This window comes from Saccharothrix variisporea, from assembly GCF_003634995.1.
GTDB lineage: Bacteria > Actinomycetota > Actinomycetes > Mycobacteriales > Pseudonocardiaceae > Actinosynnema > Actinosynnema variisporeum.
On record NZ_RBXR01000001.1, the window covers coordinates 3253610 to 3268382 of the forward strand.

Sequence of the window (14773 nt, forward strand, 5' to 3'; positions counted from 1 at the left end):
GGCTAGAGGTAGGTGAGGAGCAGGAGCACCAGGGCGACCAGGAGGATCATGCCGAGCACCGCGGACACCCAGGTCGGCGAGGTCTCCGCCTGGGGTCTCTCACGTGCGTGCCTGCCCCGTCTCCTGCGTCGTCGCCACGGCACCGAAGCCTCCCCCGCCCACTGCCCGTCCGCGTACTTGCCGGTCATGGGCAACAACGGTAGGGATGCGAAAGGGGAGGGGACCTCGGGTCACCCGGTCGCGCGGGCGGTATCGCCCGGACAGCGGTCCAGCCGGTCGGGACCGTGACCGACCGCAGGAGAGGATGACACCGTGAACGTGACCGTCGTGGGAGCGGGCATCGCCGGAGTGGCGTGCGCTCGTGCACTCGTCTCAGCCGGTGTGACCGTGCGCGTCCTGGAACGGGCCGGGTTCGGCGGCCGGATGGCGACCGACCGGTACGAGGGACGGCCCGTCGACGTGGGTGCCGGGTACTTCACCGTGTCCGACGCCCGGTTTGCGGCCGTGGTGGAGGGGTGGCGGGACGCCAGGCTGGCGCGGGAGTGGACCGACACGTTCGCCGTGCACTCCCCCGCCGGCTGGGCCACGACCACCGGCCCCGTGCGGTGGTCCGCGCCCGGCGGTTTGGCGTCCCTGGTGGCGGACTTGGCCGCCGGCTTGGACGTGCGCTTGGGCCATGAGGTCTCGAAGATCTCGCGCGGCCCCGTGGTGGACGGCGAGGCGGCCGACGCCGTCGTGCTGGCAATGCCCGGCCCGGAGGCCGCCCGCTTGCTCTCCCCCGACCTGAGCGAGACGTTGTCGGTGGCCCGCGGCCGGGTGTGGCTGCCGTCGCTCGCGGGCGTGTTCCGATTCGCCGCGCGTTCCTGGGACTTCGCCGGCGCGTTCGTCAACGACCACCCCGTGCTGACGACCCTGTTCGACGACGGCAGCCGCCGGGGCGACGGGGCACCGGTGCTGGTCGCGCACTCCACCGCCGAGGCTGCCGACCGGAACGCCGACCTCGAGGCGGCGGTGTGCGAGCTGCTGGACCTGCCCGAGCGACCGATCTCCTCCCACGTGCGCCGCTGGGACTTCGCCCGCCCCGCCGAGCCGGGCGACCGCCCTTTCCACTTCGGGACCGACCGCATCGGTCTCGCCGGGGATGCCTGGGGCAACTCCAAAATCGAAACAGCCTGGCTGTCGGGTACCACACTGGCCGAGGCGATCATCGCGCTCTGAACGCCAAAAAGCCCTCAGGGGCACACGATCGTCGTGTGCCCCTGAGGGTGAAGTTATGTTCGGCGGCGTCCTACTCTCCCACACCCTCACGAGTGCAGTACCATCGGCGCTGGAAGGCTTAACTACCGGGTTCGGAATGGGACCGGGTGTTCCCCAACCGCTATGACCACCGAAACACTATGAAATTACCGCCCAACAGGCCCGAGCCAGGCCTCACGGCCGCTCAGGGTCTGGTTCGGTTCTTTCAGAACCGCACAGTGGATGCGTAGCGTCTTCGTAGCAAGTCCTCGGCCTATTAGTACCGGTCAACTCCAGCCGTTACCGACCTTCCATCTCCGGCCTATCAACCCAATAGTCTCTTGGGGGCCTTAACCCACAAAGGGTGGGATACCTCATCTAGGAACGAGCTTCCCGCTTAGATGCTTTCAGCGGTTATCCCTTCCGAACGTAGCCAACCAGCAATGCCCTTGGCAGGACAACTGGCACACCAGAGGTCCGTCCGTCCCGGTCCTCTCGTACTAGGGACAGCCTTCCGCAAGTATCCTACGCGCGCGGCGGATAGGGACCGAACTGTCTCACGACGTTCTAAACCCAGCTCGCGTACCGCTTTAATGGGCGAACAGCCCAACCCTTGGGACCTACTCCAGCCCCAGGATGCGACGAGCCGACATCGAGGTGCCAAACCATGCCGTCGATATGGACTCTTGGGCAAGATCAGCCTGTTATCCCCGGGGTACCTTTTATCCGTTGAGCGACCACGCTTCCACAAGCCATGGCCGGATCACTAGTTCCGACTTTCGTCCCTGCTCGACCCGTCGGTCTCACAGTCAAGCCCCCTTGTGCACTTGCACTCGACACCTGATTGCCAACCAGGCTGAGGGAACCTTTGAGCGCCTCCGTTACCCTTTGGGAGGCAACCGCCCCAGTTAAACTACCCACCAGGCACTGTCCCTGATCCGGATCACGGACCGAGGTTAGACATCCAGTACGACCAGAGTGGTATTTCAACGACGACTCCACCATGACTGGCGTCACAGCTTCACAGTCTCCCACCTATCCTACACAAGCCGAACCGAACACCAATACCAAGCTATAGTAAAGGTCCCGGGGTCTTTCCGTCCTGCCGCGCGTAACGAGCATCTTTACTCGTAGTGCAATTTCGCCGGGCCTGTGGTTGAGACAGTCGAGAAGTCGTTACGCCATTCGTGCAGGTCGGAACTTACCCGACAAGGAATTTCGCTACCTTAGGATGGTTATAGTTACCACCGCCGTTTACTGGCGCTTAAGTTCTCAGCTTCGCCCCGAAGAGCTAACCGGTCCCCTTAACGTTCCAGCACCGGGCAGGCGTCAGTCCGTATACATCGTCTTGCGACTTCGCACGGACCTGTGTTTTTAGTAAACAGTCGCTTCTCGCTGGTCTCTGCGGCCGAAAAATCCTAGCCCGCAAGGGGCTTCAAATCCCTCGGCCCCCCTTCTCCCGAAGTTACGGGGGCATTTTGCCGAGTTCCTTAACCACAGTTCGCCCGATCGCCTCGGTATTCTCTACCTGACCACCTGTGTCGGTTTGGGGTACGGGCCGCATGAACACTCACTAGAGGCTTTTCTCGGCAGCATGGGATCACCCTACTTCGCCTCAATCGGCTATGCATCACGTCTCAGGATACATGAGCTGCGGATTTGCCTACAGCTCTCCCTACACGCTTACACCAGTACTACCACTCACTGGCGGAGCTACCCTCCTGCGTCACCCCATCGCTTGACTACTACAAGTTCAGGTCCCGCGCTCCACAACGGTCGTTGTCCGAAGACTCCGACCGCGCTTCGGGCGGTTAGTATCACAAGGTTCGCCATGGGCGCGTTCACACGGGTACGGGAATATCAACCCGTTGTCCATCGACTACGCCTGTCGGCCTCGCCTTAGGTCCCGACTTACCCTGGGCGGATTAGCCTGGCCCAGGAACCCTTGGTCATCCGGCGGCAGAGTTTCTCACTCTGCTTTCGCTACTCATGCCTGCATTCTCACTCGTCCAGCCTCCACACCTGGATTCCTCCGGCGCTTCGACGGCTGAACGACGCTCCCCTACCCATCCCAGCAAAACTGGAATGACACGGCTTCGGCGGTGTGCTTAAGCCCCGCTACATTGTCGGCGCAGGACCACTTGACCAGTGAGCTATTACGCACTCTTTAAAGGGTGGCTGCTTCTAAGCCAACCTCCTGGTTGTCTGGGCGACCCCACATCCTTTCCCACTTAGCACACACTTAGGGGCCTTAGCCGGCGTTCTGGGCTGTTTCCCTCTCGACTACGAAGCTTATCCCCCGCAGTCTCACTGCCGCGCTCTCACGTACCGGCATTCGGAGTTTGGTTGATTTCGGTAAGCTTGTGGGCCCCCTAGACCATCCAGTGCTCTACCTCCGGCACGAAACACACGACGCTGCACCTAAATGCATTTCGGGGAGAACCAGCTATCACGGAGTTTGATTGGCCTTTCACCCCTAACCACAGCTCATCCCCCAGGTTTTCAACCCTGGTGGGTTCGGGCCTCCACGCAGTCTTACCCACGCTTCACCCTGGCCATGGCTAGATCACCCCGCTTCGGGTCTAGACCACGCGACTCAAACGCCCTATTCGGACTCGCTTTCGCTACGGCTACCCCACACGGGTTAACCTCGCCACGCAGCACTAACTCGCAGGCTCATTCTTCAAAAGGCACGCCGTCACCCCTAAAGGCTCCGACGGATTGTAGGCACACGGTTTCAGGTACTATTTCACTCCCCTCCCGGGGTACTTTTCACCTTTCCCTCACGGTACTAGTCCGCTATCGGTCACCAGGGAGTATTCAGGCTTAGCGGGTGGTCCCGCCAGATTCACAGCAAATTCCACGAGCTCGCTGCTACTTGGGATAACCGTCAGGAGACACCGGGTTTTCGCGTACGGGACTCTCACCCTCTACGGCCGCGCTTTCCAGACACGTTCCGCTAACCACAGTGTTTTCTTACTCCTCGACCGTCCGGCAGAACGATCAGACAGGTCCCACGACCCCGTACACGCAACCCCTGCCGGGTATCACACGAGTACGGTTTAGCCTCTTCCGCTTTCGCTCGCCACTACTCACGGAATCACGGTTGTTTTCTCTTCCTGCGGGTACTGAGATGTTTCACTTCCCCGCGTTCCCTCCACATACCCTATGTGTTCAGGTATGGGTGACCCCACATGACTGGGGCCGGGTTTCCCCATTCGGACACCCTTGGATCTCAGCTCGGTTGACAGCTCCCCAAGGCTTTTCGCAGTCTCCTACGTCCTTCATCGGCTCCTGGTGCCAAGGCATCCACCGTATGCCCTTAATAACTTGCCACAAAGATGCTCGCATCCACTGTGCAGTTCTCAAAGAACAACCAGACAACCCCACCACTACTGTCTCGCCTACCCGACAACCGGGCGGTTCGAAGACGGGCAGAGCCCTGTGTCTTCTCGCTGAAAGAGACACTCACGTGTTCTCTCAGGACCCAACAGCGTACCGAACAGAAGCCTTGAACCCTCGACGGACCCTTCCACGCTCGCAAGCGAGCAGTACTAACTCCGCAGACAATCCCAGGTTCTGCATTAGCCAGCATCCACTAATATGAGCTCCACCCGACGATCGTTCGCCGTCGGCGTGGCCTCCAAGCACACCGAAGTGCACTTGCAGATGCTCCTTAGAAAGGAGGTGATCCAGCCGCACCTTCCGGTACGGCTACCTTGTTACGACTTCGTCCCAATCGCCAGTCCCACCTTCGACCGCTCCCCCCCATACGGGTTGGGCCACGGGCTTCGGGTGTTACCGACTTTCGTGACGTGACGGGCGGTGTGTACAAGGCCCGGGAACGTATTCACCGCAGCGTTGCTGATCTGCGATTACTAGCGACTCCGACTTCACGGGGTCGAGTTGCAGACCCCGATCCGAACTGAGACCGGCTTTTTGGGATTCGCTCCACCTCACGGCTTAGCAGCCCTCTGTACCGGCCATTGTAGCATGTGTGAAGCCCTGGACATAAGGGGCATGATGACTTGACGTCATCCCCACCTTCCTCCGAGTTGACCCCGGCAGTCTCCCATGAGTCCCCGCCATAACGCGCTGGCAACATGGAACGAGGGTTGCGCTCGTTGCGGGACTTAACCCAACATCTCACGACACGAGCTGACGACAGCCATGCACCACCTGTACACCAGTCCGAAGAGGCCTACATCTCTGCAGGTTTCCGGTGCATGTCAAGCCCAGGTAAGGTTCTTCGCGTTGCATCGAATTAATCCACATGCTCCGCCGCTTGTGCGGGCCCCCGTCAATTCCTTTGAGTTTTAGCCTTGCGGCCGTACTCCCCAGGCGGGGTGCTTAATGCGTTAGCTGCGGCACGGAGGACGTGGAAGCCCCCCACACCTAGCACCCACCGTTTACGGCGTGGACTACCAGGGTATCTAATCCTGTTCGCTCCCCACGCTTTCGCTCCTCAGCGTCAGTATCGGCCCAGAGACCCGCCTTCGCCACCGGTGTTCCTCCTGATATCTGCGCATTTCACCGCTACACCAGGAATTCCAGTCTCCCCTGCCGAACTCAAGTCTGCCCGTATCGACCGCAGGCTCCACGTTAAGCGTGAAGTTTTCACGGCCGACGCAACAAACCGCCTACGAGCTCTTTACGCCCAATAATTCCGGACAACGCTCGCACCCTACGTATTACCGCGGCTGCTGGCACGTAGTTAGCCGGTGCTTCTTCTGCAGGTACCGTCACTCGCGCTTCGTCCCTGCTGAAAGAGGTTTACAACCCGAAGGCCGTCATCCCTCACGCGGCGTCGCTGCATCAGGCTTTCGCCCATTGTGCAATATTCCCCACTGCTGCCTCCCGTAGGAGTCTGGGCCGTGTCTCAGTCCCAGTGTGGCCGGTCACCCTCTCAGGCCGGCTACCCGTCGTCGCCTTGGTAGGCCATCACCCCACCAACAAGCTGATAGGCCGCGGGTCCATCCCATACCGCCGGAACTTTCCACCACAACGGATGCCCGAAGTGGTCGTATCCGGTATTAGACCTAGTTTCCCAGGCTTATCCCAGAGTACAGGGCAGGTTACCCACGTGTTACTCACCCGTTCGCCGCTCGTGTACCCCGAAGGGCCTTACCGCTCGACTTGCATGTGTTAAGCACGCCGCCAGCGTTCGTCCTGAGCCAGGATCAAACTCTCCAATAAGGATTGTGTTTGATCGCTCGAACAACACTGACACACGGACCGGAATATGGTCCGCGATATTGCCAGTTGTCCAGTCAATCTCAAAGGAAACCTCTTGACGAGGTTCATAAATTTACTGGCTATTCGGCACGCTGTTGAGTTCTCAAAGAACACGCGCTCACCATCGTAACCCACTCGATTCGAGTGACTTTCTCCGGGGCTTGTGTCCCGCGCTCCGTTCCGGTCTGTCCCGGCCCGTTCCGCGCTGGCAGAGAGAAAGTTACACCCCGCCCAACGCGGAGACAAATCGGGGTCCAGGAGCACCGTCTTCGCAGGTCGGACTACGTGCAGTCGCCCCAAAACCGGATCATGTGTGACCGGGGCCACGCGCACGAGTTTTCAGCGGGGCGCGCACGGCAGGTGGACGGCCACCGACAGGCCGCCGCCGGGGATGGCGGTGGCCTGCACGCGACCCTCGTGAGCTGCGACGGCGGCCCGCACGATGGACAGGCCCAAGCCCGTCCCCGTGCGCGCCGTCCGGTCGGCGACGCCCCGGCGGAACGGCTCGAACAGCTCGTCCACCCGGTCCGGGGCGATCACGGGACCCGACGACGACACCCGCAGGGAGGTCCACTCCGGTCCGCCCTCGGTGCGCACCTCGATCCACCCACCGGGCACGTTGTGCCGGACGGCGTTCTCCAGCAGGTTGCCCGCGATCCGCTCCAACAGGGCCGGGTCCCCGACTGCCGGCGCGGGCGCGGTCACGAAGGACACCTGCACCTGGCGCTCGGACGCCTCCGCCCGCACGGCCTTCCACGCGGACTCGACCACGGCGTTGAGGTCCACCGGCTCCCGCACGGCCAACCCGAGCCCGTCCGTGCGCGCGAGCAACAGCAGAGCGCTCACCAACTGCTCCGCCCGCTCGGTCGCCGACCGGACCACCGACGCCATCCGCCGCAGCTCCTCCTCGTCGGCGTCCGGGTCGGACAGCGTCACGTCCAGCTCGGTCCGGATCACCGACAGCGGCGTGCGCAGCTCGTGGGACGCGTTGGCGACGAACCGCCGCTGCGAGTCGAACGCGGCCTGCAACCGGTCGAGCATCTCGTCGAACGTGTCGGCCAGCTCGGCGACCTCGTCGCGCGGACCGGCCAGGTGCAGCCGCTCCCCCAGCGACTCGGCGGACAGCCGCCGGGCCGCGTCGGTCACGTCGTGCACGGGCTGGAGGACCCGACCGGCGATCGTCCACGCGAGCAGCGCGGCGGCGGCGACCACGCACAGGAAGGCGATCGTCCCGGATCGCAGCACGTCGTCGCGCGCCTGCTGGCCCAGCGCGTCGGCGAGCACCCCGGAGTCGACCTCGACGCCGTCCACGACGACCGTGCTGCCCTCGGGGAACCGGGGCGAGGACGCGACCACGCGGCCGACCAGCATCCAGCCCAGCAGCAGGAGCAGTCCGGACACGAACGCGACGAGCCCGGTGGCGAGCAGGGTGAGCCGGGTGCGCAGACCCGGCCCGCGGCGGCGCAGCGTCGTCGTCACTCAGGCAGGCCGGCGGTGGGCACGCGGTACCCGGAGCCGACGACGGTGTCGATGATGCCGGGCTCGCCGAGCTTCTTGCGCAGCGTCATGACGGTGACCCGGACGGTCGTGGTGAACGGGTCCGCGTTCTCGTCCCACACCCGTTCCAGCAGCTCCTCGCTGCTGACCACCGACCCCTTGGCGGCCAGCAGCACCTCCAGCACGCCGAACTCCTTGCGGGTGAGCTCGACGGGCTGCCCGCCGCGCCGGACGGTGCGCCGGGCCGGGTCGAGCTCGACGTCGCGGGCGGTGAGCAGCGGCGGGGTGGCGGGGGTGGCGCGCCGGGCCAGGGCGCGCACCCGCGCGACCAGTTCGGGGAACGCGAAGGGCTTGGCCAGGTAGTCGTCGGCGCCCAGGGACAGGCCGGCGACGCGGTCGTCGATCCCGGCGCTCGCGGTGAGCATCATGACCCGGGTCAGCGCGCCGGAGCTGAGGATCTCCTTGCACAGCTCGTCGCCGGACATGCCGGGCAGGTCGCGGTCGAGCACGACCACGTCGTAGCGGGTGACGGTGACCTTCTCGTGGCCGGTCTCGCCGTCGTAGGCGACGTCCACGGCCATGCCTTCGCGCCGCAGGCCGCGCGCGATCGCGTCGGCCAGCGGCACCTCGTCCTCGACTACCAGGATGCGCACCTCACAAAGGTGCCACACATCCCTGAGAGCGTGCTTAGGACGGCTGTTCGACCACGACGGTCTGCGCGGACTGCAACGCGCGCAGCCGCAGCAGGGCCGGGTGGTCCTCGGCGAGGCGGGCGGCGTTGAGCAGGGATCGCATGGCGGCCGTCTCGCCGCGCGCCCGCTCCAGCGCCGCGCGAGCCTCCGCGCGGGCGACGATCTCGGCGAGCGCGGCCTTGCGCAGTTCGGGCGGCATGACGACGTCCCGCACGGCGACCGACGCGACGACCACGCCCAGCGAAGCCGCTCGAGGGCGCACGGCGTCCAGGACTTCCGCGGCGATGGCGTCGCGGTCCGGGTCGACCTGGTCGTGGGTGCGGCCCAGCACGGCGGAGCGCAGGGCGAGCTGGAAGACCAGGTGCAGTTCGTGCTCGGGGTTGGGCGCGGTCACGACGAACGCCGTGGCGTCGGCGACCGACCACGTGATCACCAGCGTCACGCGGACCAGCACGCCGTCGGCGGTCGGGATGTCCTGCCAGGCGGGCGTGTGGGAGCGGGGCCGGACGTCCACGCGCTGGACGAGGTCGCGGCGGGGCAGCTTGTGCTCGCCGGGCCCCAACTCGCCCGCCACCGAGCCCTTGCTGAAGTGCACACCGCGTTCCCACGGCATGAGCGTGTGCTTCACGAAAACCCCTCCTCCCGAAGACGCCGGACGCGGACCGCGACCCCGGCCGTGGGATGCCGGGCGGGGGCTCGAAGCCCGCAAAGCCCTGCACCCGGTGCTCGGCCGGGGTCGCGGCGAGGTAAGGGAGTTGAACCCCTGATTCGCGTTGACAGCGCGGTTACCAGTGCGCCCGGCTGCGATCGCGGAACCCGGAGCGGCAACGCCGTCCGGGCCACTGACCGGGCGGGGAGAGGTTAGCCGGTCTACTTCTCGACGGTCGCGTCGATTTCCTCACGCTCGGGCTGGGACGCCACGACCCACTCGGTGATCCGGCGGGCCACGTCCTGAGCCGTCAAGCCCAGCTCGGCCAGCACCTCGGCGCGCTCGCCGTGCTCGTGGAAGGCCTGCGGGATGCCCAGGTCACGCAGGGGCACATCGACGTCGGCGTCGCGCAGGGCGGCGGCCAACGTCCAGCCGAAGCCGCCGTGCCGGCCGCCGTCCTCGACGGTCACGACCAGCTTGTGCCGGGCAGCGAGGGTGACGAGGTCGGAAGACACCGGGAACACCCAGCGCGGGTCCACCACGGTCACGCCGATGCCCTGGTCGGCCAGGCGCTGCGCGGCGGCCACCCCGAGAGAACCGAACGCGCCCACCGTGACCAGCAGCACGTCGTCACCGGAGCGGCTGAGCACGTCGACCGTGCCGACGCGTTCCACCGCCGGCAGGTCCTCGCCCACCGACGCCTTCGGGTAGCGCACGACCGACGGCGCGTCGGAGATCGCCACCGCCTCCCGCAGCTCCTCGCGCAGGGTCGCGGCGTCGCGCGGGGCGGCCACGTGGATGCCGGGGACCAGGCCGCAGATCGACAGGTCCCACATGCCGTGGTGGGACGCGCCGTCCGGGCCGGTGATGCCGGAGCGGTCGAGCACGACGGTGACGCCCTGCTTGTGCATGGCGACGTCCATCAGCAGCTGGTCGAACGCCCGGTTGAGGAACGTGGCGTACACCGCGACCACCGGGTGCAGCCCGCCCATGGCCAGGCCCGCGGCCGAGGTCATGGCGTGCTGCTCGGCGATGCCGACGTCGAAGCACCGGTCCGGGTAGAGGCCGGCGAACTTGTCCAGGCCCGTCGGCCCGCGCATGGCGGCGGTGATGGCCACCAGGTCGGACCGCTCGCCGCCCAGCGCGGCCAGCTCGTCGGCGAACACGTGGGTCCACGTGCGCTTGGACGGGCCGACGTTCTCGCCGGTGATGGGGTCGATGACGCCGGTGGCGTGCATCTGGTCGGCCTCGTGGTTCTCCGCCGGGGCGAAGCCCATGCCCTTGCGGGTCACGGTGTGGACGATGACCGGGCCGCCGAAGGACTTGGCGCGGCGCAGCGCGGACTCCAGCGCGACGAGGTCGTGCCCGTCGACCGGCCCGATGTACTTCATGCCCAGGTCCTCGAACATGGCCTGCGGGCTCAGCGCGTCCTTGATGCCGCGCTTGGCCGCGTGCAGGGCCGCGTAGAGGGGCTTGCCGACGATCGGGGCGTTCTGGAGGGCGTTCTTGCCGCGTTCCAGAGCCCGCTCGTAGCCGGGCTGCAGGCGCAGGGACGCCAGGTGGTCGGCCAAGCCGCCGATGGTGGGCGAGTAGGACCGGCCGTTGTCGTTGACCACGATCACCACGGGCCGGTCGGTGCCGGCCGCGATGTTGTTCAGCGCCTCCCAGCACATGCCGCCGGTCAGGGCGCCGTCACCGACGACCGCGACGACGTGGCCGCCGCGCCCGGTGAGTTGGAAGGCCTTGGCCAGGCCGTCGGCGTAGGACAGGGCCGTGGAGGCGTGGCTGTTCTCCTCCACGTCGTGCTCGCTCTCGGCGCGCGAGGGGTAGCCGGACAGGCCGCCCTTCTGGCGCAGCGAGTCGAACCCGGCGGCGCGGCCGGTGAGGATCTTGTGGACGTAGCTCTGGTGGCCGGTGTCGAACACCACCGGGTCGCGCGGCGAGTCGAAGACCCGGTGCACGGCCATGGTCAGCTCGACCACGCCCAGGTTGGGCCCGAGGTGGCCGCCGGTCCGGGAGACCTTGTCGACCAGGAACCGCCGGATCTCCTCGGCGAGCCGCACCAGCTCGTCGTGCTCCAGCCGTTTCAGATCCGCCGGTCCGTGCACGGATTCCAGCAAGCCCACCGCTCCACCTCGCCTGTGGTTTCTCTCCCCGATCGTCCGGTCAGTCTACGGACCACTGGCTGAGACGCCGCTCAGCGAACGGGTTCCAGCAGCGCCACGCACTCGACGTGGTGGGTCATCGGGAACGCGTCGAAGGCCCTGAGCTGGGTCAACTCGTAGCCGTGGTGGGCGAAGGAGGCGATGTCGCGGGCCAGCGCGGCGGGGTCGCACGCGACGTAGACCACACGGACGGGTCGGCTGCGCGCGATGGCGGTCACCACGCTGCGGCCGGCGCCCTTGCGCGGCGGGTCGAGCACGACGACGTCGGGGGGCAGGTCGGTGAAGTCGGGGGTCTCCAGCACCTGCTCGGTGCGGCCCGCGTGCCAGCTGACCTGCGGCAGGTCGGACAGGTTGAGCTTGCCGTCCTCGACCGCGCCCACCGACGACTCGACCACGGCCACCGACCCGGACTCGCCGACCTGCTCGGCCAGCACGGACGCGAACAGGCCCACGCCGCCGTAGAGGTCCCAGGCGCGGTCGCCGGGCCGGCAGTCGGCCCAGTCGCGGACCACGGCGGCCAGGGTGTCGGCGGCGGCCGGGTGGACCTGCCAGAAACCGTCCGCGCGCAGGTTCCAGGCGCGGTGGGCGGCCAGCTCGGTGGCGGTGCCGCTGCCCTCGCGGCGACGGGCCGGTCCGGGCACGGGACGCCCGCGCCGCACGACCGGCGGGCCGATCTCGGTCACGTGCACCTGCCCGCCCGCGTCCCGGGTCACGGTCAGCTCGAACTTCGGCGGCCACGTGCGGCCCAGCACCGGCTCCAGCGCACCGGGAGCGGCGATGACGCAGTGGTCCACGGCGATGACGTCGTGGCTGCGGTGGGCGCGGAACCCGGGCCGGCCGTCCGGTCCGACCGCCATCCGCACGCGGGTGCGCCAGTCGGTGGGCCCGCCGGGCAGGTCCTCGACGATGACCTCCCAGTCCAGCTTGGCCAGCCGCTGGAGCTGCTCGCTGACCACGGCGGCCTTCAGCTCGCGCTGCGCCTCCCAGGAGGCGTGCTGCCAGTCACAGCCGCCGCACAGCCCGGGTCCGGAGAACGGGCACGGCGGTTCCACACGATCGGGTGAAGCTTGGAGGACTTCGACGGCGTCGCCGCGGCAGAACGACCCGCCGGTGTCCTCGGTGATCCGCACGCGCACGCGCTCACCGGGCAGGGCGTGCCGCACGAACACCACGCGGCCCTCGTGCCGGGCGACGCAGTGCCCGCCGTGGGCGACCGCGCCGACCTCGACCTCGATGAGCCGCTGCTTCCAGGTGGCCGTCACTTCTCGTTACCGCCGCGTTTGTCCAGGCCGCGCCGGATGGCTCCGGGCGCGATCACGTCCTTGTCCGTCACCTTGGTCGACGACGCGAGCTGCCACGGCACGCTCGTCACCATCACCCCGGGTTGGAACAACAGTCTGCCCTTCAGCCGCAGGGCGCTCTGGTTGTGGAGGAACTGCTCCCACCAGTGACCGACCACGTACTCGGGGATGAACACCGTCACCACGTCCCGGGGGTTGTCGCTGCGGACGCGCTTGACGTAGTCCAGGACCGGCTTGGTGATCTCCCGGTACGGCGACTCGATGACCTTGAGCGGGACCTTGAAGTTCTCCTTCTCCCACTCCACCACCAGCCGGCGCGTGTCGGCGTCGTCCACGTTGACCGTGACCGCTTCGAGCACGTCCGGGCGGGTGGCCTTGGCGTAGGCCAGCGCCCGCAGGGTCGGCATGTGCAGCTTGCTGACCAGCACCATCGCGTGGTTGCGGGCGGGCAGCAGCTTCTGCCGCTCCTGCTGGCGCAGCTCCTCGGCGACCCGGTCGTAGTGGCGGCGGATCGCGGTCATCAGGGCGTAGATGGCGGCCATCGCGGCGATCGCGATCCAGGCGCCCTTGGTGAACTTCGTGATGAGCACGACGATCAGCACCGCACCCGTCATGAACAGGCCGAACGCGTTGATGGCCTGCGAGCGGCGCATCCGGTTGCGGGCGGCCGGGTCGGTCTCGGTGGCCAGCAGCCGGTTCCAGTGCCGGATCATGCCGGTCTGGCTCATCGTGAACGACACGAACACGCCCACGATGTAGAGCTGGATGAGCTTGGTGACCTCGGCGTCGAACGCGATGACCAGGATCACCGCGGCGGCGGCCAGGAAGACGATGCCGTTGCTGAACGCCAGCCGGTCGCCGCGGGTGTGCAGCTGGCGGGGCAGGTAGCGGTCCTGGGCCAGGATCGAGCCGAGCACCGGGAAGCCGTTGAACGCGGTGTTCGCGGCCAGCACCAGGATCAGGGCGGTGACGGCGGTGATGAAGAAGAACCCGGCCGGGAAGCCGTCGAACACCGCCGCCGCGATCTGGGCGACCATCGTCTTCTGCTCGTAGCCCTCGGGGGCGCCCACGAGCTGGTGGGCCGGGTCCTCGGCCATGCGCACGCCGGTCAGCTGGGCCAGGACGATCAGGCCCATCAGCATCGCGACCGCGATCAGGCCCATCATCAGCAGCGTGGTGGCCGCGTTGCGCGACTTGGGCTTGCGGAACGCCGGCACGCCGTTCGAGATGGCCTCCACACCGGTCAGCGCCGCGCAGCCGGAGGAGAACGCGCGCAGGACCAGGAACACGAACGCGAGGCCCATGAGGTGGTCGTCCTCGGCGTGCAGCTCCAGGCCGGCGGACTCCGCGCGCATCTCGTCGCCCAGGACGAAGCCGCGGAACAGGCCGTAGCCGATCATCACCAGGATGCCGACCATGAACGCGTAGGTCGGGATCGCGAACGCCGCCCCCGACTCGCGGATGCCGCGCAGGTTGATCGCGGTGAGGATGACGATCGCCGCCACCGCGAACTCGACCTTGTGGGTGGCGACGAACGGCACCGCCGACCCGATGTTCGCCGCCGCCGACGAGATCGAGACGGCCACGGTGAGGATGTAGTCGACCAGCAGGGCGCTGGCCACGGTCAGACCGGCCTTCTGCCCCAGGTTGACCGTGGCGACCTCGTAGTCACCGCCGCCGGAGGGGTAGGCGTGCACGTTCTGCCGGTAGCTGGCCACCACGGTCAGCATGACCAGGACGACCACGATCCCGACCCAGGGCGCGATCGTGTAGGCGCTCAGCCCCGCCACGGACAGGACGAGGAAGATCTCCTCCGGGGCGTAGGCCACGGAGGACATCGCGTCCGAGGCGAACACCGGCAGCGCGATTCTCTTCGGCAGGAGCGTGTGGGCGAGACGATCGCTCCGGAAGGGCCTGCCGACCAGGAGGCGCTTGGCCGCGGTTGCGAGCTTGGACACGGGTGGAAAGCGTAAGGGGTGCGGTCCCCTGGTCGGAGTA

8 protein-coding genes, 1 tRNA gene and 3 rRNA genes are annotated in these 14773 nt (G+C 66.8%); 1 reads left to right on the top strand and 11 read right to left on the bottom strand.

Annotated features, from left to right (window positions below; translation table 11 throughout):
* Positions 1–2: 2 nt before the first annotated feature.
* Positions 3–188, bottom strand: a complete 186-nt coding sequence (locus DFJ66_RS14255; protein WP_121221562.1) for a hypothetical protein — start codon at positions 186–188, stop codon at positions 3–5.
* A gap of 124 nt (positions 189–312) precedes the next feature.
* Here DFJ66_RS14255 and DFJ66_RS14260 point away from each other — a divergent pair, with 124 nt between their 5' ends.
* Complete coding sequence (locus DFJ66_RS14260) at positions 313–1218, top strand: NAD(P)/FAD-dependent oxidoreductase (protein ID WP_211351157.1); 906 nt, start codon at positions 313–315, stop codon at positions 1216–1218.
* Between the two features lie 57 nt (positions 1219–1275).
* On the opposite strand, the gene rrf is transcribed toward DFJ66_RS14260, so the two are convergent.
* From rrf to DFJ66_RS14305, 10 genes are all read right to left on the bottom strand, one after another.
* Positions 1276–1392: ribosomal RNA gene (gene rrf, locus DFJ66_RS14265) — 5S ribosomal RNA — on the bottom strand.
* Between the two features lie 101 nt (positions 1393–1493).
* Positions 1494–4572 (bottom strand): 23S ribosomal RNA (locus DFJ66_RS14270).
* 344 nt (positions 4573–4916) lie between these two features.
* Positions 4917–6432: ribosomal RNA gene (locus DFJ66_RS14275) — 16S ribosomal RNA — on the bottom strand.
* The 16S, 23S and 5S rRNA genes sit together here, the layout of an rRNA operon.
* Before the next feature lie 378 nt (positions 6433–6810).
* Complete coding sequence (locus DFJ66_RS14280) at positions 6811–7950, bottom strand: sensor histidine kinase (RefSeq protein ID WP_246029758.1); 1140 nt, start codon at positions 7948–7950, stop codon at positions 6811–6813.
* Positions 7947–8621: a response regulator transcription factor gene (locus tag DFJ66_RS14285; RefSeq protein WP_121221564.1), complete on the bottom strand. Its 675-nt coding sequence runs from the start codon at positions 8619–8621 to the stop codon at positions 7947–7949. The genes DFJ66_RS14280 and DFJ66_RS14285 overlap by 4 nt, the downstream gene beginning before the upstream one ends.
* Before the next feature lie 34 nt (positions 8622–8655).
* Positions 8656–9288 carry a slipin family protein gene (locus DFJ66_RS14290; protein WP_121221566.1) on the bottom strand — a complete coding sequence of 211 codons (633 nt, stop codon included), beginning with the start codon at positions 9286–9288 and terminating at the stop codon, positions 8656–8658.
* 111 nt (positions 9289–9399) lie between these two features.
* A tRNA-Leu gene (locus tag DFJ66_RS42740) sits at positions 9400–9458 on the bottom strand.
* A 72-nt stretch (positions 9459–9530) separates the two neighbouring features.
* The gene (gene dxs, locus DFJ66_RS14295; protein WP_121221568.1) at positions 9531–11435 is read right to left on the bottom strand and encodes a 1-deoxy-D-xylulose-5-phosphate synthase; all 1905 of its coding nucleotides are present in this window, start codon (positions 11433–11435) and stop codon (positions 9531–9533) included.
* Between the two features lie 71 nt (positions 11436–11506).
* On the bottom strand, positions 11507–12736 hold the full coding sequence (locus DFJ66_RS14300; RefSeq protein WP_121221570.1) for a class I SAM-dependent RNA methyltransferase: 1230 nt from the start codon (positions 12734–12736) through the stop codon (positions 11507–11509).
* Complete coding sequence (locus tag DFJ66_RS14305; protein WP_121221572.1) at positions 12733–14733, bottom strand: APC family permease; 2001 nt, start codon at positions 14731–14733, stop codon at positions 12733–12735. Before DFJ66_RS14305 ends, DFJ66_RS14300 begins: the two co-directional genes overlap by 4 nt.
* Between the last annotated feature and the right edge of the window lie 40 nt (positions 14734–14773).